This window comes from Polaribacter sp. Q13, assembly GCF_016858305.2.
Lineage (GTDB): Bacteria > Bacteroidota > Bacteroidia > Flavobacteriales > Flavobacteriaceae > Polaribacter.
In genome coordinates this window covers 2,449,908-2,474,694 of the sequence record NZ_CP074436.1, presented here as the reverse complement: position 1 = coordinate 2,474,694, position 24,787 = coordinate 2,449,908, and the positions used below count along the sequence as shown (strand labels likewise).

Here is a 24,787-nt window from a genome sequence, read left to right as displayed (position 1 = left end):
ACGTAAAAAGTATATTTTTACAAGTATAAAGTTAAAAAGAATATATGTCTGTAGGCAAAACAATGAGGCTTAATAAAGTTTTAAGAGAATTAAACATTTCTCTTGATAGAGCAGTCGAATATTTAGCAGGTAAGGGTCACGAAATTGAATCGAGACCAACCACTAAAATTACGGGTGACGTCTATCAGGTTTTACTTGATGGCTTTGAAAAAGATGCAAATAAGAAAGCTGCATCTAAAGAAGTTGGAGAAGAAAAACGTAAGGAGAAAGAAGCTATTCGTTTAGAACATGAAGCTAAGTTAGAGAAGAAAAAAGCGGAAGAAACTAAAAAGGAAGAAGCTAAGAAGGAAGTGGTTTTAAAAGCCAAGGCAGATAAATTAGAACTTAAAACTGTAGGTAAAATCGATATTGATAATATTGGTAAAAAACCTTCAGAAAAAGTCGAAAAGGTAAAAGTAGCGCCCAAAGAGGTTGTTACAGAACCTAAAGCTGAAGAACCTAAAGTAGCAGAAACCCCAGTTGTAGAAGCGAAAGCTGAAGCACCAAAGGTGGAAGAAAAACCTGTTGATGAAACTCCTGTTGTTGAAACACCAAAAGTGGTAAAACCAGAGGTTAAAAAAACAGTTTCTGAAATAGAAAAAGAAGTTTCTAAAGTTGGTGAAAAACCAAAAGGGAAAAAAGACGTTTCTAAAACAGAAGAAAAGGCAGAAGAAGTTACTGCAGAGAATGCAGAAGCTATCAAAACTCAGTATAAGAAATTAGACGGCCCTAATTTTACAGGTAAGAAAATTGATTTAAAACAATTTGAAAGACCTAAGAAAAAGAAACCTGAAGTTAAAAAAGATGCAAACGCAGACAAAAAGAAACGTAAGCGTATTGTAACTAAAGCAGGAGCGCCAGGTTCTGCTACGGCAAGACCTAGTAGACCAGGTCAAGGTAATAGAGGTGGTGCTAGAACAGGTACTAGACCTCCTTTTAATAGAGGTGGACGAGGTGCAGCAAGACCAGCAGCAGTTAAGAAAGAAGAACCAACTGAAGCAGAAATTCAAAAACAAGTAAGAGAAACACTTGAGAAACTGCAAGGGAAATCTTCTAGAGGAAAAGGTGCAAAATACCGTAGAAATAAAAGAGATGCCCATAGAGAACATTCAGATGCTGAGTTAGAAGCTCAAGCATTAGACAACAAAATCTTAAAAGTAACAGAATTTGTTACGGTAAGTGAAGTTGCTACAATGATGGAGGTTCCGGTAACAAATATTATTTCTGCATGTATGTCTTTAGGAATGATGGTAACAATGAATCAGCGTTTAGACGCAGAAACATTAGTTATTGTTGCTGAAGAATTTAACCATAAAGTAGAATTTGTAGGTGCAGAAGTAGAAGAATCTATAGAAGAAGTAGTAGATAAACCAGAAGATTTAGAAAGTCGTGCACCAATTATTACGGTAATGGGTCACGTAGATCATGGTAAAACATCACTTTTAGATTATATTAGAAAAGCAAATGTTATTGAAGGCGAAAGCGGAGGAATTACACAGCATATTGGTGCGTACTCTGTAAAAGTTGGAGATCAAAAAATAGCATTTTTAGATACACCAGGTCACGAGGCGTTTACAGCGATGCGTGCACGTGGAGCTCAAGTAACGGATTTAGTTATTATTGTAGTTGCGGCAGATGATGATGTGATGCCGCAAACTAAAGAAGCAATTTCTCATGCGCAAGCTGCAGGAGTGCCAATTATATTTGCAATCAATAAGATTGATAAACCAAATGCGAATCCAGATAATGTAAAAACGCAGTTATCTCAAATGAATTTGTTGATAGAAGAATGGGGTGGTAACATACAATCTCAAGATATCTCAGCAAAACTTGGAACAGGTGTTCCAGAATTATTAGAGAAAGTTTTATTAGAAGCGGAAATTTTAGAATTGAAAGCTAATCCTAATAAAAATGCAGTTGGTGCAGTAGTGGAAGCATTATTAGATAAAGGTAGAGGATATGTTTCTACGGTATTAGTACAAGCCGGAACTTTAAAAATTGGAGATTACTTGTTAGCAGGGAAACACAGTGGTAAAGTAAGAGCAATGTTTGATGACAAAGGAACTAATTTAAAAGTTGCAGGTCCATCTACACCAGTATCTATTTTAGGTTTAGACGGAGCGCCACAAGCTGGAGACAAGTTTGTAGTATTTGATGATGAAAGAGAAGCAAAACAAATTGCCTCTAAACGTTCTCAATTACAACGAGAGCAATCTGTAAGAACTCAGAAAACATTAACCTTAGATGAAATTGGACGTAGAATTGCGTTAGGAGACTTTAAAGAATTAAACATAATCTTAAAAGGAGATGTAGATGGTTCTGTAGAAGCATTAACAGATTCTTTCCAAAAATTATCTACTGAAGAAATTCAAGTAAATATTTTACATAAAGGTGTTGGAGCCATTACAGAAAGTGATGTGTTATTAGCATCAGCATCAGACGCAATTATTGTTGGGTTTAATGTTCGTCCGCAAGGAAATGCTAGAGTGGTAGCAGATAGAGAAGAAGTAGATATTAGAACATATTCTATTATTTATGCAGCTATCAACGACTTAAAAGATGCCATGGAAGGAATGTTATCTCCGGAAATGAAAGAAGAGGTTACTGGTAATGTAGAAATTAGAGAAATCTATAAAATATCTAAAGTTGGTAACATTGCAGGTTGTATGGTAATGTCTGGTAAGATTCAGAGAGATTCTCAAATTAGAATTATTAGAGACGGAATTGTAGTGCACGACGGAACTTTAACAGCGTTAAAACGTTTTAAAGATGATGTTAGAGAAGTTACAAAAGGTTTCGATTGTGGTATTCAAATTAAAAACTACAATGATATCGAAGAAGGAGATGTAATTGAAGCTTACAAAGAAGTAGCAGTTAAGAAGAAATTGAAATAATAATTTCAAAACTTAGATATAAGATCGAGATTTCAGTATACTGAAATCTCGATTTTTTTTATGCCCAATTTTTAGAGTATATTAGAAGACTTAAATTAAATTCTAAAATTGTAAAAAATTTTGTAAGGTTTTCATTTTTAAGAAGACTTGAGTATTAATATTATAAATAAATATAACAAACCATGAAAAAATCTATTTTATCAATTGCAATTTTTGCAATTACATTAATTAGTTCAACAGGAATAAATGCGCAAGAATTTAAAGGTTTAGATAAAAGCCCAATGGATGGTGCTGCATACCCAAGTAGTTATAAAATTTCAGATAAAGTTGTAAAAGTAACTTACGGAAGACCACAGTTAAAAGGAAGAGAATTAAGTAAATTAGCTCCTGTAGATAAAGTTTGGAGAACTGGCGCAAATGAAGCTGCAGAAATTACTTTCTACAAAGATGTTGTTTTTGGTGGTAAGGAAGTAAAAGCAGGAACTTACACGTTATTTACTATTCCTAAAGCAGAAGGAGACTGGGTTGTAATTTTAAGTACAGCAAAAAATGTTTGGGGATCTTATTTTTATAAAGAAGACCAAGATGTTGTTAGAGTACCAGGTACGGTATCTACATCAGATAAAAACATCGAAGCATTTTCTATGATGTTTGCAGATGATATGACCTTAAAAATGGGATGGGCTAACACCATAGTTTCTGTTTCTATTAAATAATTTTATTTAAGAAATAATTGAAACCGTCTAAAGAAATTTAGACGGTTTTTTTATGTCATTTAATTTAAAGAAATGAATTTCTTGCTTACAAAGAATAAACGTAAATTTGCAGCTTAAATAAAGAAATTAGAATGCAATATAATCACTTAGATATAGAAAAGAAATGGCAAAAATTTTGGGCAGAAAACCAAACTTTTAAAGCCAGTAATGAATCGGAGAAACCTAAATATTATGTGTTAGATATGTTTCCTTATCCATCCGGAGCAGGTTTACACGTTGGGCATCCTTTAGGATATATCGCTAGTGACATTTATGCGCGTTACAAACGTCATAAAGGTTTTAATGTATTGCATCCACAAGGATATGATTCTTTTGGTTTGCCAGCAGAACAATATGCAATTCAAACAGGACAACATCCTGCAAAAACTACAGAAGAAAACGTTGCAACGTATAGAAGACAATTAGATACTATTGGTTTTTCTTTCGATTGGAGCAGAGAAGTGAGAACTTCTAGTCCGGAATATTATAAATGGACTCAGTGGATTTTTATTCAATTGTTTAATTCTTGGTACAATAAAGATTCAGACAAAGCAGAAGATATTTCTACTTTAGAAAAAATCTTTAAAAAAGAAGGAAATGGAACTGTAAACGCAGTTTGTGATGAAGAAATTAAAACTTTTTCTGCGGATGAATGGAAAGTATTTACAAAAGTAGAACAAGAAGAAATTTTATTACAATACCGTTTAACATTTTTGTCTGATACAGAAGTAAATTGGTGTCCTGCTTTAGGAACCGTTTTAGCAAATGACGAAATTGTAAACGGAGTATCAGAAAGAGGAAGCCATCCTGTTGTTCGTAAAAAGATGACACAATGGTCTATGCGTATTTCTGCATATGCACAACGTCTTTTAGACGGATTAGAAAAAATTGATTGGCCACAACCTTTAAAAGACTCTCAAACCAATTGGATTGGAAGATCTCAAGGAGCAATGGTTACTTTTAATGTTGATAATGGTGCTAAAAATACATCTTCTGAAGTAAAATTATCTTACAAAGAATTAGAAGCATTAAAAGAATTAAGACAAAATTTATCGAAAGCAGAAACAACGCTTTGGAATGAATTAAAAAATAAAAAAGGAGCTTCAAAATTCAGAAAAAAATATACAATTGGTACCTTTTTGGTAGATTATGTTTGTTTAGCTAAAAACTTAATTGTTGAATTTTCTGGTAAAGAAGATGAAGAAGCAAGAACAGCATTTTTTAACAATGAAAGTTTTAATGTTGTTCGTTTTAAAAACGAAGAAGTAGTTGAAAATGTATTAAAAGTTGTTGCTGCAATTAATACAGCAATTCAGTTTCCAAAAAAGATTGAAAAATCAGTAGAAACAGAAGTAATTGTAAAAGACGAGAAATCTTACAAAATTGATGTCTTTACAACACGTCCAGATACTATTTATGGAGTAAGTTTTATGACATTGGCTCCAGAACATGAGTTAGTTTCTAAAATTACAACAGATGCTCAAAAAGCAGAAGTTGAAGCATACATTACCGCTACAGCAAAACGTAGTGAACGTGATAGAATGGCAGATGTAAAAACCATTTCTGGTGCTTTTACAGGTGCGTATGCAATTCATCCTTTTTCTGGTGAAAAGGTTCAAATTTGGATTGGAGATTATGTGTTAGCCAATTATGGAACAGGAGCAGTTATGGCTGTGCCTTGTGGAGATCAGCGTGATTACGATTTTGCAAAACATTTCGGAATTCCGATTCCTAATATTTTTGAAGGTGTAGATATTTCTGAAGAAGCACATACCGGAAAAGACGGAACAAAGATTGCAAATTCAGATTTTTTATCAGGATTAAAATATAAAAAAGCATTAAAATTAGCCATTTTCGAAATGGAAAAACGTGGCTTTGGTTACGGAAAAATAAACTATAGATTAAGAGACGCTGTTTTTAGTAGACAACGTTATTGGGGAGAACCTTTCCCAGTATATTACAAAGACGGAATGCCGCAAATGATTGACGCAGAACATTTGCCAATCGTATTGCCAGAAGTAGAAAAATACTTGCCAACTGAAGATGGAAAACCACCTTTAGGGAATGCAACAGAATGGGCTTGGGATTCTCGTGGAAAGAAAGTTGTTTCTAATGATAAGTTAAAAAACAAAACTGTTTATCCTTTAGAATTAAATACAATGCCTGGGTGGGCAGGTAGTTCTTGGTATTTTAACAGATACATGGATGCTACTAACTCTAATGAGTTTGCAAGCAAGGAAAACTTAGATTACTGGAAAGAAGTAGATTTATATATTGGAGGTTCTGAACATGCAACAGGGCATTTATTATACGCTCGTTTTTGGCAAAAATTCTTGTTCGATAAAGGAATTGTTCCTGTAGATGAGTTTGCTAAAAAACTGATTAATCAAGGAATGATTTTAGGAACTTCTGCTTTTGTTTACAAAGCAACAGCTTTTGTAAAGAATGGTTGTGGTTGTTCTGATGAAAAATCTATGGATGATGTTTTAGAGAAAATACCAACTGTATTTGTATCTAAAAATGCATTTAATTCTGATGATGAATTTGAAACGGTTGTTAAAAATCACTTATTAGATAATAAGTTTTTAGATCCTAATTTTGCAGATTTGGTAATGATTACTAAAACGGCTTTACATGCAGACGTTTCTTTAGTAAATGCATCTGATGAGTTAGATGTGGATGGTTTTAAAAATCATGCTTTAAATGCTGATTATAAAAATGCTGAGTTTGTTTTAGAAGACGGAGCTTATAAAGTAGGACGTGAAGTAGAAAAAATGTCTAAGTCTAAATACAATGTGGTAAACCCAGATGCTATTTGCGAAGAATATGGAGCAGATAGTTTACGTTTATTCGAAATGTTTTTAGGCCCTTTAGAACAAGCAAAACCTTGGAAAACTTCTGGTATTTCTGGAGTTTCATCTTTCTTAAAGAAATTATGGAAACTGTATTTTAACGGAGATAATTTTGAAGTTTCTGATGCCGCTCCAACAAAAGACGAGTTAAAAACATTACATAAAACCATTAAAAAAGTAGAAGACGATATCGAGAATTTCTCTTTTAATACATCTGTTTCTACCTTTATGATTGCTGTAAATGAATTAACTGCTTTAAAATGTAACAAACGTGCAATTTTAGAACCTTTAGTAATTCTAGTTTCTCCTTATGCACCTCACATTGCAGAAGAATTATGGAGTTTATTAGGAAATAAAGAATCTATTTCTACAGCAGATTTTCCTGTTTTTGAAGCAAGTCATTTAGTAGAAAGCGCTAAAAACTATCCGATTTCTTTTAACGGAAAAATGCGTTTTACGTTAGAACTTCCTTTAGATTTATCAAAAGAAGAAATAGAAAAAATAGTAATGGAAAACGAGAAAACAATTGCTCAATTAGATGGTAAAGCACCTAAAAAAGTAATTATTGTTCCTGGTAAAATTATAAACATAGTTATCTAAAGGGCAGCCTTTCTAGGTATTCGCTTGTTTGTGGTTTCTTTGGGGATTAAGAATGAAAATAATAAGTGTCATTTCGAAATGAGCCTTTTTAGGTGATTGAGAAATCTGATTAGATATAAGTTTTTTATAGATTCTTAATTTTTCTTAACTAAGAAAGAATTAAGAATCTATTTAAGTAAAACAAAAAAAATGATTGATTTTCATGAGATTATTGGTTTAGTGGCAGCAGTTTTTACAACAACATCATTTTTGCCACAAGTTTTTAAAACATATAAAACTAAAGATACTTCCGGACTTTCTTTGTCCATGTATATCATTTTTTTTACGGGAGTAATTTTATGGTTAATTTATGGTATTTACATAAACAGTTTATCTATCATTTTAGCCAATATAATTACGGCATCCTTAACTTTATATTTGTTACTCATGAAAATAAAGTATAAATAAAAAAATATCTTAATATAGATTCAAAAGTCATTACAATAATTGTAATGACTTTTTTATTTAACTATCTTGTCACCTCAATGAGTATCACAAAAAATCAACTTTTTAAGCGTCAAATTACTTTATCTGAAATAGGTGAAGTTGGGCAACAAAAACTACAAAACGCTGCTGTTTTGGTGGTTGGTTGTGGCGGATTAGGTAGTCCGATTGCGGTGTATTTAGCCGCAAGCGGAATTGGAAAAATACATTTGGTAGATTTTGATACTATCGATATATCTAACTTGCACAGACAAGTGTTTTATGCTCTAGATGATGTAGATAAACCAAAAGCAGCCGTTTTATCAGAATTTTTAAAAAAAAGAGCACCTTTTACAGAAGTTACTTTTACCAACAAACCAATTACCAAAGAAAATGTTTTTGAGCTGATTTTACAGTTTGATATTATTGTAGATGGTACAGATTCTTTACCCACAAAATACTTGTTAAATGATGCTTGTGTCATCAAAAACAAACCTTTGGTCTATGGATCTTTGTATAAGTTCGATGGTTATGTGGCAAGTTTTAATGTGTTACAGCAAGACGGAACGTATTCCGCAAATTTAAGAGACGCTTTTCCTAAAATGGCAACGGATGTACCTAATTGTTCCGAAGCAGGAACCATGAACTCTATTGTTGGTTTAATTGCTGCACAACAAGTAAATGAAGTTTTAAAGTTGATAACGGGAATTGGAAAACCGTTAGCAAATGAATTATTGATTTACAATTCGTTGCAAAATACACAGTTAAAAATGAAATTAAAACCAACCGTTTTAAAAGATAAGATTGCTAATTTATTTAAAATACAAACCTATTTTGATATTGCTTGCTCTATTCAAAATTCTGATTGGCAAATTTCATCAGTAGAGTTAAAGGAAAGATTAGGAGATACAAATTTAGAATTGATCGCAGTTTTACCAAATCTACAATTACCTTTTGATGTTCATCAAACAATTCCTATTCAAGAATTTGATGTAGATAAAATAGAGATTGATTTTAATAAAACCTATGTTATGGTTTGCCAAAGAGGGATGAATAGTTACCGAGCAACAAAAATGTTAAAGAATAAATATCCAGCACTAAACGTTTTAAGTTTGTCTGGTGGGATTTCAGCTTATAAGTAATTATGGATAAAAATGACGTCTTAATTTCTTTTGGGAAAAGGTCGGTGTTTAACCGTATAATGGCTTCATTTTTTTTCTCCTTATCTTTATATCTTTTTTATAAGAGATTTTATTTAAATGAAAACTATATTCAAATTAGTGAAGCTGTTCAGATGAGAACAGGTATGTTTTCTATATTTATTACCATTTTTTTTGGGATTAAATTCTCTTTAAATCAAAACATTCATTTTAATTTTTTAGAAATGAAGTTTAGGCGTTATTACTTGATTGGGCCTATTGGTTTTGGAAAATGGCAAAAAATAAGAAAATTAGATAGAGTGTCTACGTTTTTAAATGTAAGAGAAGAATGTGAGGTAAATATTTGGGACGTTAGAAATAAAAGATACAAGATTGCTATTTTTGATGAAATAGATAATGCAGTAGATTACGGTAGAGATTTAGCCAAAAACTTAGAAATTAAATTTTTAGAAAGAAATTAGTAGTATGAAAAATCCTTTTGATTTTTATAGTGAAATAAAGTTAGAGTTAGAAAAAGAAGCAACCCTTTTAAAAAAGAAATCTATAAACCTAAGTGTTTTTAGGTTTGGAGTCTTTTTAACTACCTGTTTTTTAATATATCTAACATTTGGTAGATACCCAGATGTTTTTATTATTGCTTTTTTAGGTATTTTACTATTTGGTTTTTTAGTTGTAAAACACGTTAGTTTACAAAGAGAAAGAGCCATCATAAAAGCTAAGATTAACATCAATAAAACAGAATTACAAGTTTTAAATAGAGAGTTTCATCATTTAGAATCTGGTGAAGAATTTGTAAATCCAATGCATTATTATAGCAATGATATCGATTTATTTGGTGTTGGTTCTTTTTTTCAATACTTAAATAGAACGGTTACTTCGGAAGGAAAGAAACTACTTGCAAATACGTTTACGGAAAATAAAACGAATGAAATTGTAGAGAAGCAAAACACCATAAAGGAATTAGCAACAAAAGTAAAATGGAGGCAACATTTTGCTGCTTTGGCAAGCTTAATCACCACAAAAGATACGTCTGGTTTTATTGTAAGTTGGGTTCAGAATTACACAGCTGTTCTGCCTACGTTTTTAAAGGGAATTCAACTTGTTTTTTCTGTGCTTTCAATAGTGTTTATCGGTTTGGTTTCTTTCGGTTTTCTTTCTTTTACTTATTTAGTAATTTGGTTTTTTATTGGCCTTTTTATCAGTGCGGCCTTTGTTAAAAAAACCAGTAATTTATATGCCGATACAGATAAAGTAAGAGAAACTTTTAAGCAATATCATGTGTTGTTAAATGAAATTGAAGGAGAAGGATTTTCGGCAACCATTTTAAAGGAAAAACAAGCAATTATAAATTCTGAAGATAAAAAAGCTTCAACTATTTTTAAAGAATTTTCTAAAGTTTTAGATGCTTTCGATCAACGTAATAATCTTGTAATTGCATTTTTTGGAAATGGATTCTTTCTACTCGATATTAGAAATGCAGTTAATGTAGAAAAATGGATTACTAATTACAAACACACGGTAGATAAATGGTTTTCTGTTGTTGCTTTTTTCGATGCTCAGAATTCGTTGGCAAACTTTCACTTTAATCATACAAAATTTGTTTTTCCAGAAATTACAGGTGATAAAGAAGTGGTCGAAGCTACTAATTTAGGACATCCGTTGTTAGATGCAATAAAAAGAATTGACAACGATTTTACGATTAACAAAGAAGAATTTTTTATTGTTACTGGTGCAAATATGGCGGGTAAAAGTACTTTTTTAAGAACTATTTCTTTGTCTATTGTAATGGCAAATTGTGGTTTGCCTGTTTGTGCAGAAAATTTTAAATATTCGCCAATTAAGCTGATTACAAGTATGCGAACTACAGATTCTTTAACGGAAGATGAGTCGTACTTTTATTCTGAATTAAAACGTTTAAAATTTATTGTTGATGAAATTAAAACGACAGATTATTTTATCATTTTAGACGAAATTTTAAAGGGAACCAACAGTAAAGACAAGGCAATTGGTTCTAAAAAGTTTGTTGAAAAATTGACAAAATCGAAATCTACAGGAATCATTGCAACACACGATGTGAGTTTATGTGAATTAGAAAATGAGTTTACAGATATTAAAAATTACTATTTCGATGCAGAAATTATAGATGACGAATTGTATTTCGATTATACCTTAAAAAACGGTATTTGTAAAAACATGAATGCATCTTTTTTGCTGCAGAAAATGGAAATTATTTAGGTTGTTGATTCGATAAATAATATAGAATTGTGACTTCGAATGCAGTGAGAAGTCGCATAACAGTGATAACACAAAACTGAGCTACCCTATGAGATTTCTCCCCAAAAAGGGTCGAAATGACAAACTGCGTGTTTATTGAGAACGTATAATAACCCACCACAATTGTCACTTCGAAGAATTGAGAAGTCCCATAACAGTGAAAACACAAAGTTGAGCTGTTTTATGTGATTTCTCCCAAAAGGTCGAAAAGACAAAACTGTGTGGGAAGATAGAGTAGAATGAATAGCTTAAACCCGCAACAATTGTCACTTCAAAGAATTGAGAAGTCCTATAACAGTAAGTACGTAATGTTGAGCTACTTTATGAGATTTCTCCCAAAAAAGGTCGAAAAGACAAACTGTATGGAAAGACAAGGTAGAGTGAATCGCTCAAACCCGCAACAATTGTCACTTCGAATGCAATGAGAAGTCACATATCAGTGATAACACAAACCTGAGTAACGTGATGAGATTTCTCTCTACGTTCGAAATGACAAACATCATAAACTAAAGCTAGCAAACAAGTTTAGCCCCGATTGAAACGGCATCCTTTTTGCCTTTTCGGCAAAAAGATACAGCCTTTCGACTCCGCTCAAGATAAATTCCAGTGGGAAATAGCTTCAAAAAATAAAATTACACTTTTTGTAAAATACTCAAAGCTGTTTTTACGCTATCAATTCTTATAAAAGTAATTAATAAACGCAATCCGTTTTTAGATTCTTTCTCTTTCATTACGCAACTTTTAGGGTTTAGTTGCACGTATTTTAACATGCGCGTAAATGCATCTGTGTGGTAAAATTCACTTTGCTGATTTGATACAAAATATCCCATCATTCTTTTTTGTTTTAGAATAACTTTTTCTAAACCAAGCTCTTTTGCCAACCATTTTATACGTACAGAATCTAATAAATCTTCTACTTGTGTTGGGAATTCTCCAAATCTATCTATAATTTCAGTTTCAAAAACTTGTAGTTCTTCTTCGGTTTTTAGCACGCCTAGTTTATTATACAAAGCCAACCTTTCTGTGATTGAATTGATATAATCATCCGGAAAAAGAATTTCGAAGTCGGTGTCTATTTGTACTTCTTTAACAAACTCCTTAGGCTTAGAATTATCTGAAGGATAGAGTTCTTTAAATTCATTTTCTTTTAATTCTTCAATGGCTTCCTGCAATATCTTCTGATAGGTATCAAACCCAATATCATTGATAAAACCACTTTGCTCGCCACCTAATAAATCTCCTGCTCCACGAATTTCTAAATCTTTCATGGCAATGTTAATTCCGCTTCCTAAATCAGAAAATAAAACCAACGCTTCTATACGTTTTCTGGCATCATCGGTCATCATGTGATACGGAGGAGTGATAAAATAACAGAATGCTTTTTTGTTAGAACGACCAACTCTACCACGCATTTGGTGTAAATCTGACAATCCAAAATTGTTGGCGTTATTAATGAAAATAGTATTTGCATTTGGTACATCTAATCCACTTTCAATAATAGTTGTAGAAACCAAAACATCAAAATCTCCAGCCATAAAACCAAGCATTAATCCCTCTAGTTTTTTACCTTCCATTTGTCCGTGACCAATTCCAATTTTTGCCGACGGAACCAATCTTTGTAATAAACCAGCAACTTCTTTTATGTTTTCTATTCTGTTATGAATAAAGAAAACTTGTCCTCCACGAGAAACTTCGTAAGCAATTGCATCTCGAATGATTTCTTCCGAAAAACGAATGACATTACTTTCTATAGGATGTCTGTTTGGCGGTGGTGTTTTTATGACAGATAAATCTCTTGCCGCCATTAAACTAAATTGTAACGTTCTAGGAATTGGCGTTGCAGTTAGGGTTAAAGTATCTACATTTTCTTTTAAAGTCTTCAATTTGTCTTTTACAGCAACACCAAATTTTTGCTCTTCGTCTATAATTAAGAGACCTAGGTCCTTAAATTGTAATCGTTTGTTTGTTAGTTGATGTGTACCAATAATAATATCTACAGAACCGTCATTTACTCCGTTTATGGCTTCTGTTTTTTGTTTTGCCGTTCTAAAACGATTTAGATAATCAATTCTTACAGGAAAATCTTTTAAACGCTCTGTAAATGTTTGATAATGTTGAAATGCAAGTATGGTAGTTGGTACTAAAATTGCCACTTGTTTACCGTTATCTACCGCTTTAAAAGCAGCTCTTACTGCAACCTCTGTCTTACCAAAACCAACATCACCACAGACTAATCTGTCCATGGGTTGTTCTTTTTCCATATCATTTTTCACATCTTGGGTAGATGTAAATTGATCTGGCGTATCTTCATACATAAAACTACCTTCTAGCTCATGCTGAATGTGTGTATCTGGGCCAAAAGCAAATCCTTTTTGCAGCTTTCTTTTCGCGTATAATTGAATTAAATTAAAGGCAATATGTTTAACTCTGGCTTTGGTTTTTTGTTTGATTTTTTTCCAAGCACCAGAACCTAGTTTGTAAATTTTAGGTGCTTTACCATCTTTTCCGTTGAATTTAGATATTTTATGAAGCGAGTGAATACTTACGTATAAAATATCTCTTTCTCCGTACACTAATTTAATAGCTTCTTGCTTTTTACCTTGAACGTCGATTTTTTGTAAACCACCAAATTTTCCAATTCCGTGATCCATGTGAGTTACATAATCTCCAATTTCAAGCTTGTTTAAATCCTGAAGGGTAATTGCTTGTTTTTTTGCGTATCCGTTTTTTAATCGGAATTTATGGTAACGCTCAAAAATTTCGTGATCTGTATAGCAAACCAATCTGTTTTCAACATCTACAAAACCTTGATATAAAGGAAAAACAACCGTTTCATAATGAACCTCTTGTTCCGCATCATCAAAAATATCGTGAAAACGCTTTGCTTGTTGGTCGTTTGCACAAAAAATGTAATTGGTAAATTCTGCCTTATGATATTCTTCTAAATTTTCTATTAATAAATCGAATTGTTTATTAAAAGAAGGTTGTGCTATGGTGTTAAACTTAATTTCTGAAAGATCTTTCGTTTGTGTTCGAGGAGACATTTCTATCAGTGAAAAATCTTGTATTTGATTTTTGATAAAGTTTCCATCACAAAATAACTCTGCGGGCTTTGCGTGTTTTATTTCTTTGGATAAATCTAGGAAAGCTTCTTCAGCTTTTTGATAAAACTTATCTAGATTTCCGGTAATTAAATCGATGTTTTTTGCAAAAATTACTGTTTTAGGCGAAATGTATTTCAAAAAACTCTCTCTGTTTTCTTGTAACGTTTTGTTTTCTACATTTGGCATAATAGAAACCTTTTTCAGTTTCTCATTAGATAATTGTGTTTCTACATCAAAAGAACGAATACTATCTATTTCATCACCAAAAAATTCAACTCTGTAGGGTTCATCATTAGAAAAAGAAAAAACATCTATAATTCCTCCACGAACAGAAAAATCACCCGGTTCCGTAACAAAATCTACTCGTTTAAATTTGTATTCGAATAAAACTTCGTTTACAAAATCTAAAGACAAACTTTCTCCAACCGCTACTTTAAGTGTGTTTTTTTCTAATTCTTTTTTAGTAACCACTTTTTCGAACAAAGCAGTTGGGTAGGTAACAATTACTGCGGGTTTTTTACGAGAATTAATTCGATTTAAAACCTCGGAACGTAATAAAACATTTGCATTATCAGTCTCTTCTATTTGGTAAGGTCTTCTGTAGGATCCTGGATAAAAAAGCACATTTTTTTCACCTAACAATTGTTCTAAATCGTTAAGGTAATAAGCGGCTTCTTCCTTATCATTAAAGATTAGAAGATACGGTTTGTCTGCCTTTTTAAAAGTTTCTGATATAACAAAAGACAACGAAGAACCCACCAAATTCGATATTTGAAAATGGTTTTTGTCTTGTTGAAGTTGATTAATTATCTGCGATACATTCGCAGCGTTTTGATATTGATTTACAATGTTCTGCTTACTCAACGGAATACTATTTTATGCAAATGTAATATCTTAAGGTATAATATACCATTAACTACTTTGTTTTCTTGGGTAATACAATGTATTTTCTTTAACTCAAAAAAGAAAATGCAACCTACTTTTTCATCTATAATAAAATGACGAGTCAATATGGATGTAATTATTTCTATTTTAAAATAAGGTATATCTCAATCCTATAAATGTTCTTGCACCTTGGTTGGACGCATATACATAACTTGGGTCGAAAGCTAATTCTGGATTTTTTTCTGTATCGATACCAACATCAAAAGGATTGCTAGAATTATTGATACTATTTGCAGCAGGTGTAAAGTTTAATATGTTTTTTACACCTCCGTAAATTTCCCAACTATTATTAAATTTTTTGGTTACTTGAATGTTTTGAATACTATACCAAGGAGAATATTCTGCTCTAATATCATTTTCTCCTAACAGAGGTAAACGCATGGGTCCGTAAACATTTCCTGTATAATCTGCAGTAAAGTTATTATTGAATTTGTATGAAATGGACCAAACTCCACTAAAGCTTTCTGTTAGTAATTGTCTTGTTTTAATATTGTTTTCTGTTATTGATACATCCATTAAAGTGGCTCCAACATTAACAGCTAAACCATTTAAAAATGTAATATCTGTATTTAGTGATATTCCTTTAGAAACCGAAAAACCATCTAAGTTTGCATAAATAATTTTGTTAGAATCTGTTTCGTAATCAGGTAAAATTCTATTATTAAAGTGGGTGTAAAAAGCACTAAAATCTAGAGTAATTAAAGAATTTTCTGGATAAAACTTTTTTACATAATTTACATTGGCATTCCAAGAAGTTTCAGGGTCTAATTCTCCATCAAACTCTACTTTTCTTGCTCCGGTTAAAGCAGCATGATCTTCTGTAAAAACATTGGCAACTCTAAAACCATTACCAACACTCAGTCTAAAAATATCTGAATTATCTCTAGAATTCCATTTGTAATTAACTCTTGGAGAAAAAATACTTCCGTGTAAACTATTATAATCTAATCTTGCACCTAAAAGTAATTTGTTGTTTTTGTTTAAACTTATCTCATCCTGAATAAAAACACCTGGTAAATGAGTTACAGATGCTTTGTTTGTAATTCCATCTTCTTCAAAAGTAGCAAAGGTGTTATCATCATAAAAAGTATATCTATAAGCTATTCCTAAAGTAAAATCGTGAGTTTCTTTAAATTGCTTGTTGTATATAAACTGACCAAAAGCTATGAGTTGTTTTGCATCATAAGCATCTGTGCCGTAATAAGAATCTTGGTAATGCCCATTTGCACTAAACTGAAAATTAATATTTTCTGATGTTGGCAATTGGTAGGTTCCAAAAGTTTCCCATCTATTGGTATAAATGCTTTCACCATATTTTATATCGGTTCCTCTAAATTCGCGTTCCCAATCTGTTTCTCCTCCCCAACGATCCTCGTATACATATCTACCGGCAATTGTAAATGCTTTGTTACTTTTTCTTTTAATATTGATTTTATTAAAAAGAGATATTCTATTCTGGAGTGTTAAATCTGTAAAACCATCTTTATTATTGTCGATTCTATTCGGATAATTAAAATAATTAACACCCAGTAAACCTTGTGTTTTTTCTGATAATTTATAACGTAAACCAATATCTGCATTTACTTCTCCCCAAGAGCTAACAAAAGTATCTGTAGCTAAAGCAGGTGAATTAGCTGGTTTTTTAGTGATAATATTTATAATACCACCAACCGCTTCAGAACCATATAAAGTAGAAGCAGGTCCTTTTACAACTTCTACGCGTTCTATTAAAGCCTGCGGAATTCCGGTTAACCCATAAACAGTAGAAAGCCCACTAACTAAAGGCATTCCATCAATTAAAACAAAAGTGTAAGGACCTTCTAAACCGTTAATATGAATATCTCCAGTATTACAAACATTACAATTTAATTGCGGTCTTACGCCATTTACATTTTGTAAAGACTCAAAAATAGAAGGAGTTGGGTTTTTCTGAAAAAAAGTTTTACTATAAACCTCTACCGGAACTGGGCTATTTGTTTTGGTTACTGGCTTTAAAGTTCCAGAAATAACAATTTCTTCAAGAGAATTGTCTTCTGATAAAGAAAAATTTCTAACAATATGTTGATTGCCAGAAAAGTTGATTTTAATGTATTTTGTCTTAAAACCCACAGAGCTAATTACAACTGTATACTTTCCGTTTGGGATATTTTTAAGTAAGTAAAAACCATTTTCATTAGAAGACGTTCCTAGTGTTGATCTCTTTAAATATACGTTTGTATAAGGTAAAGCCTCTCCGTTAGATGTAACTTTTCCTTTTATACTATTTGTTTGTGTATAGGTGGTAAAGGCGCTTAAAAGCAATATGAAATACAATATTTTTCTCATCTTATTAATTTTATTTTCGTCAAATATAAATATATTTTTAGATTAGACTAAAAATATATTTATTAAAAATAAAAAGTATATCTTTGTATTATAAAATTTGTAGATGTTTACGCTTTCAGAAGAAAATTATTTAAAAGCAATTTATCATTTAGAGTTAGATGCTGATAAAGGAATCAGTACAAATGCTATTGCTAAAAAATTAGAAACAAAAGCTTCTTCTGTTACAGATATGATTAAAAAATTATCTGAAAAGGAAGTTGTTGTCTATATAAAGTATAAAGGAGTTAAATTAACTGGTTTAGGGAAGAAGACTGCTGCAAATATTGTACGTAAACACAGACTTTGGGAAGTTTTTCTTGTAGATAAGTTAAATTTTTCTTGGGATGAAGTACATGATGTTGCAGAGCAGTTAGAACATATTAAGTCTCCAAAGTTAATAGAACAATTAGATGCCTTTTTAGGTTTTCCAACGCATGATCCTCATGGAGATCCTATTCCGGATAAAGAAGGGAATTTAAAAACAATCGAGAAAAGTTTATTATCAACATTGTCAAAAAACGAAAGTGGAGTTTGTGTTGGTGTAGACGATTCTTCATCCGAATTTTTAAAATTCTTAGATAAAAAAGGAATTACGTTAGGAAAGCAACTTACTGTAATCGAAAAAGAAGATTTTGATGATTCAGTTTCAATTAAGATTGATGATAAAAAATTATCAATTTCAAACAAAATAGCTAACAATTTATATATTAAAAAAATATGAATACCTACAACCCAATAGTAGCGCTTTTAGTGTTTTTTGGCGTTATTTTAGTCTTATATTTTATTTTTAATCCTAAAAAAGGATTCTTTTTTAAATATTTAAAAGCTCGTAAAGAAACAGAAAAAACAGCTATTGAAGATGTTTTAAAACTTTTGTATCATGATCCCAAAACATCCATAAATACTATTTTTAATGAACTAGATTTTAGTCATAGTTTATTATTAGAAAGTATTGATACTATGTTAGAAACCGGATTGGTAAAGAAAGAACATGAACTTTTTTCATTAACCGAAGACGGAGATGAGTATGCGTTAAGAATTGTGAGGGCGCATCGTTTATGGGAAAAATATTTATCAGAAAAAACAGGTTTTCATAAAACAGAATGGCACAGTAGGGCAGAGAAAAAAGAACATGAGTTATCAGGTGAAGAAGTAGAAGATTTGTCTACGCTTTTAGGAAACCCAAGATACGATCCGCATGGGGATCCAATACCAACAAAGACAGGTAAGGTTCCTGAGAAAAAAGGAATGCTACTTGCAGATTTACCTATTTTAAATTTTGGGAAAATTATTCATATAGAAGATGAGCCTACAAGTATTTATAAACAAATTTTAGCAAAACATATTCATTTACATTCTCAGGTTTATATGAAAGAAATAAGTGAAAATCGCATTGTTTTTGAATCTGAAGGAGAGCAATTTGTATTACCTCCAATAGTAGCAAAAAATATTACGGTGATTTCTTTAGACAAAGCAGATGTAATAGAAAAAGATACGCTGCGTCTATCAAATTTAAAAAGTAACCAAAAAGCAACAATTATTGGTGTTTCTAAGGAATGTAGAGGAGAAAATAGACGAAGATTATTAGATTTAGGTTTTGTAAAAGGAGCAACGGTTAGTATAGATCTGTTAAACCCGTTAGGAGATCCAAAAGCATTTTTAATTAAAGGAACAGCCATCGCTTTGAGAAAGGATCAGGCGGTTAAAATTTTAATTACCAAAGCATAAAAAATGAAAACAGCAACAAAATCGGCTTGTGACACGTGTGCACATCATACTTTAGATGGAGTTAAAAAATTAGGAGTAGATACTGAAAATGTAGACTTTGTAATTGCATTGGCAGGAAACCCTAATACAGGAAAAAGTACTGTTTTTAATGCGTTAACTGGTTTAAGGCAGCATACCGGGAACTGGCCAGGAAAAACAGTAACAAGAGCAGAAGGCGCATTTGAATATCAACAACAAAAATTTAAATTAATAGATTTACCAGGTACCTATTCTTTGATGTCAAGATCTGAAGATGAAGAAGTTGCTAGGAATTTTATTCTTTTTGGTAAACCAACATTAACGGTAATAGTTGTTGATGCAAGTAGACTAGAACGAAATTTAAACTTGGTACTGCAAATTTTAGAGATTTCTTCGAATGCAGTTTTGTGTCTAAACTTAATGGATGAGGCAGAAAAAAATAATATTAATATAGATTACAGAAGTTTGTCTAGAGAATTAGGAATTCCGGTTGTGCCTACGAGTGCAAGATCTAAAGAAGGGATTCCAGAATTAATTGCTGCAATTAGTGATTTAGCAAACGGAAAAATAGTTTGTAAACCTTATAAAATAAAAAGCATTCCTAAACATGTAGAAGATGCTGTGCAGAAATTAAGTGCAGCTATTAAAGAAGAGTACCCAAATGTTTCTAATAGCAGGTGGTTAGCTTTTCGAGTTTTAGAAGGAGATGCACATATTTTGGATGCCTTAAAAACAGGTGATTTTATTTAATTGAAAAGAATGGGAACAAAAAACATTGATAAAATTATAGAGTTGTCTAACGAATTACGTTGGCAAATTGGCGATGATTTTCATGATAATCTAACGGAAGCAATTTATGCTGATGCCTCTAAAATTGTTGAAAAAACAGTTGTAAAAGATGATAAAAAGGGGGCTTTTTATTTAAATGGGAAAATAGATAAAATAGTTACTAGTAGAATTTGGGGTTTTCCAATTATGCTTTTATTATTAGGATTGGTGCTTTGGTTAACTATTATTGGGGCAAATTATCCGTCGTCAATGTTGTCTGGTTTATTGTTAGATACCATTCATCCTTTATTAAAAGAAGGAGCAGCATTCTTAAATTTTCCTTGGTGGTTGTCTGGGTTTTTAATTGATGGTGTTTATTTAGCTGTTGCATGGGTAATTGCAGTAATGTTGCCGCCAATGGCCATCTTTTTTCCGTTATTTACCTTGTTAGAAGATTTTGGGTATTTGCCAAGAGTTGCTTTTAATATGGATTCACTTTTTAAAAAATCTGGAGCACATGGTAAGCAAGCTTTAACAATGACAATGGGTTTTGGTTGTAATGCCGCTGGAGTTGTGGCGACTAGAATTATAGATAGTCCTAGAGAACGATTAATTGCTATTATTACTAATAATTTTTCTTTGTGTAATGGACGTTGGCCAACTCAAATTTTGTTAGCAACGATTTTTATTGGAGCTGTTGTACCTTCTACATATTCAAGTATTGTTTCTTTGGTTGCTGTAGTTGGAATTGCTGTTTTAGGAATGTTTTTTATGTTTTTCTTTTCTTGGGCATTGTCTAAGACAGTTTTAAAGGGAGAAGTTTCAACTTTTAATTTAGAGCTTCCTCCTTATAGAGCCCCGATGTTTTGGAAAACCATTTACACCTCTTTAATAGATAGAACATTAATTGTTTTATGGAGAGCTGTTGTATTTGCTGCACCAGCGGGAGCGGTAATATGGTTGGTTTCTAATGTTTTTATAGGTGATGAAAGCATAGCTGTACATTTAATTAATTCTTTAGATGGATTTGGATTCTTAATAGGGTTAAATGGTGTTATTTTATTAGCATATATTGTAGCAATTCCTGCCAATGAAATTGTAATTCCTTCTATATTAATGTTAACTGTTATGGTAACAGGAGTGGCCGGAGGAGCAGGCGCAGGAGTGATGTTTGAGTTAGATTCTGTAACTGCTACTGGAGATATTTTAAGAAGTGGTGGATGGACGCTATTAACAGCGATAAACGTAATGTTGTTTAGCTTGTTACACAATCCATGTAGTACAACGATTTATACCATTTATAAAGAAACAAAAAGTAAAAAATGGACAATTGTTGCTACGATTCTACCGGTTATAGCTGGTTTTATAATTACTTTTTTAGTTGCTCAAATTTGGAGGATTTTTAGCTAGTCTATTAAAAATAAAACCAATAATTAAGACAAATTTAAATACATAATTTTGTATTTTGCAGTAAAATAAATTGTGCAAAATACATCTACCTTTCAAGTTTATAACGCTTCTGCAGGAAGTGGTAAAACCTTTACACTTGTAAAAGAATATATAAAAGTTTTATTAACTTCTGATGATATTTTTTCGTTTCAGAAAATACTAGCAATTACGTTTACCAACAAAGCAGCTGGTGAGATGAAAGAGCGTGTTTTGTCTAGTTTAGAAGACTTTGCTGATGGTAAAGAGAATGACCTACTCAATATTATTGTTGATGAAATAACGATAGATAAAGCAATAATTCAGGAAAGAAGTAAGAAGATTTTAGATGCAATTTTAAAAAATTACTCTGCTTTTTCTATTACTACAATTGATAGTTTTACTCATAAAATTATTAAAAATTTCGCTTTCGATTTGGGTTTGTCACTTAATTTTGAAGTAGAAATGGATGCCGTTTCTCTTTTAAATGAAGCAGTAGATGTTTTAATTTCTAAAATAGGAACCGATAAAAAACTAACAAACCTTTTAATAGATTATTCTTTAGATAAAACAGATGATGATAAATCTTGGGATATTTCTAGAGATTTAAGCGAATTTGCAAGAATCTTATTAAATGAAGATGATGTACAACATTTTAGAAGTCTTGCGGATAAAAAATTAGAAGATTTTACAAACTTAAAGACAAAACTATACAATCAGCAAAAAGAATTAAAGGAATCGATTATAAAAATCGGGGAAGAATGTCTTCAGTTGATAGAAAATAACGATTTAGAGCATAAGAATTTTATGCGCGGAACCATTCCTAAATTCTTCGCAGATTTAAGTGTAAAATCTGTTAATATCGATTTTATCAAACGGAGTGAAACGATAAAAAAAGCGATAGAGAATAATCAATATTATTCAAAATCTACTGCAGAGTTTGTTGCAGCTTCTATAGATCAAATTGTTCCCGATATTGTTCGCTTATTTAACGAGGCAGAATTAATTTATCAGCAATTCTCTATGAATAAATTGGCGTTGAAAAGCATTATTCCTTTAGCGGTTTTAAATAATATCAATTCAGAGTTAGAGAATATAAAAGAAGATAATAATATTCGGTTAAATGCAGAATTTAATCAATTAATATCTGATAATATAAAAGATCAACCAGCTCCTTTTATTTACGAAAGAATTGGGCAACGTTTTCAGCATTATTTTATTGATGAAATGCAAGATACTTCTGTGTTGCAATGGCAGAATTTAGTGCCGCTAATAGACAATACATTAGCGCAAGAAAATAGTAATTTGTTGTTGGTTGGCGATGGAAAACAAGCTATTTATAGATGGCGTGGAGGAAAAGCAGAACAGTTTATAGAGTTAGGTTCAGATAGGGCAAACCCTTTTCATGTTTCTAAAGAAATTAAAAACTTAGAGACCAATTTTAGGAGTTGTTCCGAAGTTATCAATTTTAATAATTCGTTTTTTCAGCATACGGCAAATTTCATTCAAAACGAATCATATAAAAATATTTTTATAGAAGGAAATAAACAAATTGAAAATTCTAAAAAAGGTGGTTTAGTTTCGTTGACCTTCCTTGAGAAAAACGAAGATAAAGAACTAGAGAAAGTAAAATATCCACAGAAAGTTTTAGAGAAAATTCTTCAATTAAAAGAAAGTTTCTCTTTAAGCGAAATTTGCGTGTTAACTCGTACAAGGAAAGATGGAGTTGCAGTTGCAAATTATTTATCAGAAAAAGGAATTGATATCGTTTCATCAGAAACCTTATTGCTTAAAAATAGTGCTAAAGTTACTTTTATTGTTGATGTTTTAAAAGTTTTACAAAACCCAAGTGATGAGGAAACTCGTTTTGAAATGTTATATTTTTTACATCAACATTTAGAAATTGAAAATCCGAAACATGTCTTTTTTAATGAATTTGCAAAAGCAGATAATCAAACTATTTTAGAATCTTTAAAAAAATATGGGGTTTCATTTGAAGCGTCATTATTTCATCAATTGCCATTTTATGAGAAAATAGAAGAAATTATAAGAGGTTTTAATCTGATAAATTCGTCGGATGCCTATATTCAGTTTTTTTTAGATGTTGTTTTAGAACAACAAAGAAATGGAACCGATGTTGGTGAGTTTTTAGAGTTTTGGGAACTTAAAAAAGAACGATTAAGTATTGTGGCACCAGAAAGTGCTGGTGCTGTTCAGATTATGACAATTCATAAGTCGAAAGGATTAGAATTTCCAGTGGTTATTTTTCCTTGTGATGTAGATATTTATCGACAAATAAAACCAAAATCGTGGTTAAATGAATTACCAGAATCTTATGAAGGCTTCGGTGAGTTGTTGGTAGATTATAGTAAAAGTTTAAGTATTGTAAGTGCTAGAGGTTTAGATATTTATAATAAACAAAGAGAGGAGTTAGAATTAGATAATTTTAATTTGCTATATGTTACTCTAACAAGAGCGGTAGAACAATTACATATTATTACAGATAAAAAAATATCATCTAAAGGAGAAGAGAATACTAATTTTTATTCAGGTATTTTTATCAATTACTTAAAACAACAAAGCCAATGGAATGATGAGGTTTTAGAGTATTCTTTTGGAGATAAAGCTAGGGTTAGTAAAAGAGAAAAAGAAAGTTCCGTTGCCGAGATTCATGAGCAATTTATTTCAACTCCTTGGCAAGAGCATAATATAGTTTTGTTAGCAAATTCTTCAAAATTATGGAATACAGAGCAAGGAAAAGCAATTGATTTTGGGAACTTATTACACGAAATTTTAGCTAAAATTATCACTGCAAATAATGTAGATAATGTGGTGGAATTGTTTTATCAACAAGGAGTTTTAGATGATGATCAAAGAGTATTCATTAAAACAAGTATTCAAAAGGTTGTGAATCACCCAAAATTGACAATGTATTTTTCTGATAACGTTACTGTTTTCAATGAAAGAGAAATTGTTGATGTGGATAATCAGATTATAATTCCAGATAGGTTAGTTTTTACGGATAAAAATGAAATTGTTATTATTGATTACAAGACAGGGAGTCCTTCTTCAGAATATCATCAACAGCTATTAAAATATGAAAGAACTTTAAAGTCTATGAATTTTAAAGTTGATAAAAAATTGCTAATTTATATAAATGATAAAATTGAGGTGGTTGAAGTATAATTAAATATAAATTGATTTCTAGTAAAGGAATTTAAATTAGTCTTGTCTTTAGCTTTTATTAAATAAAAAGTGATGCGTAAGACTTCAGTTACTTGTTGCTTATAAGTGAAAGGTTTTAAAATAATGTTGTTCTAACTTTAGTAGATGTAGTGAAAGTAATACGTATTCTTTAGAATTGATATAGACTGTTGTTTTAATAATATTTTGTAGATT

The 24,787-nt window shown here is 31.3% G+C and carries 12 protein-coding genes and 1 pseudogene; 11 read left to right on the top strand and 2 right to left on the bottom strand.

Annotated elements, in window-relative coordinates:
- Positions 1-44 precede the first annotated feature (44 nt).
- From infB to JOP69_RS10285, 7 genes are all read left to right on the top strand, one after another.
- Positions 45-2,933: a translation initiation factor IF-2 gene (infB, locus tag JOP69_RS10315; RefSeq protein WP_203394245.1), complete on the top strand. Its 2,889-nt coding sequence runs from the start codon at positions 45-47 to the stop codon at positions 2,931-2,933.
- 182 nt (positions 2,934-3,115) lie between these two features.
- Positions 3,116-3,649, top strand: coding sequence for a DUF2911 domain-containing protein (locus JOP69_RS10310; RefSeq protein WP_203394246.1), 534 nt, complete (start codon positions 3,116-3,118; stop codon positions 3,647-3,649).
- A gap of 131 nt (positions 3,650-3,780) precedes the next feature.
- Positions 3,781-7,140 (top strand): class I tRNA ligase family protein, encoded by a 3,360-nt coding sequence (locus tag JOP69_RS10305; protein WP_203394247.1) that lies wholly within the window; start codon positions 3,781-3,783, stop codon positions 7,138-7,140.
- A gap of 189 nt (positions 7,141-7,329) precedes the next feature.
- Positions 7,330-7,587, top strand: coding sequence for a SemiSWEET family sugar transporter (locus JOP69_RS10300; RefSeq protein WP_203394248.1), 258 nt, complete (start codon positions 7,330-7,332; stop codon positions 7,585-7,587).
- A 77-nt stretch (positions 7,588-7,664) separates the two neighbouring features.
- Positions 7,665-8,744: a HesA/MoeB/ThiF family protein gene (locus JOP69_RS10295; protein WP_203394249.1), complete on the top strand. Its 1,080-nt coding sequence runs from the start codon at positions 7,665-7,667 to the stop codon at positions 8,742-8,744.
- 59 nt (positions 8,745-8,803) lie between these two features.
- Positions 8,804-9,223: a hypothetical protein gene (locus JOP69_RS10290; RefSeq protein WP_203394250.1), complete on the top strand. Its 420-nt coding sequence runs from the start codon at positions 8,804-8,806 to the stop codon at positions 9,221-9,223.
- A gap of 4 nt (positions 9,224-9,227) precedes the next feature.
- A complete protein-coding gene (locus JOP69_RS10285) occupies positions 9,228-10,997 on the top strand; it encodes a DNA mismatch repair protein MutS (RefSeq protein WP_203394251.1) in 1,770 nt (589 codons plus the stop codon).
- A 671-nt stretch (positions 10,998-11,668) separates the two neighbouring features.
- Here the strand turns inward: JOP69_RS10285 and mfd are convergent.
- Both mfd and JOP69_RS10275 read right to left on the bottom strand, forming a co-directional pair.
- Entirely contained in the window at positions 11,669-15,004 is a 3,336-nt protein-coding gene (gene mfd / locus JOP69_RS10280; protein ID WP_203394252.1) for a transcription-repair coupling factor, read from the bottom strand.
- A 168-nt stretch (positions 15,005-15,172) separates the two neighbouring features.
- Positions 15,173-17,410, bottom strand: a complete 2,238-nt coding sequence (locus JOP69_RS10275; RefSeq protein WP_203394253.1) for a TonB-dependent receptor — start codon at positions 17,408-17,410, stop codon at positions 15,173-15,175.
- 103 nt (positions 17,411-17,513) lie between these two features.
- On the opposite strand from JOP69_RS10275, the gene JOP69_RS10270 reads away from it, so the two are divergent.
- The 4 genes and pseudogenes from JOP69_RS10270 to JOP69_RS10255 all read left to right on the top strand — a co-directional run bounded on the left by JOP69_RS10270 (position 17,514) and on the right by JOP69_RS10255 (position 24,574).
- A complete protein-coding gene (locus JOP69_RS10270) occupies positions 17,514-18,170 on the top strand; it encodes a metal-dependent transcriptional regulator (RefSeq protein WP_203394254.1) in 657 nt (218 codons plus the stop codon).
- On the top strand, positions 18,167-19,177 hold the full coding sequence (locus JOP69_RS10265; RefSeq protein ID WP_203394255.1) for a metal-dependent transcriptional regulator: 1,011 nt from the start codon (positions 18,167-18,169) through the stop codon (positions 19,175-19,177). Before JOP69_RS10270 ends, JOP69_RS10265 begins: the two co-directional genes overlap by 4 nt.
- A gap of 3 nt (positions 19,178-19,180) precedes the next feature.
- Positions 19,181-21,373: pseudogene (feoB, locus tag JOP69_RS10260) on the top strand (ferrous iron transport protein B).
- A gap of 72 nt (positions 21,374-21,445) precedes the next feature.
- The gene (locus JOP69_RS10255) at positions 21,446-24,574 is read left to right on the top strand and encodes an exodeoxyribonuclease V subunit beta (protein WP_203394256.1); all 3,129 of its coding nucleotides are present in this window, start codon (positions 21,446-21,448) and stop codon (positions 24,572-24,574) included.
- The last annotated feature ends 213 nt before the right edge of the window (positions 24,575-24,787 follow it).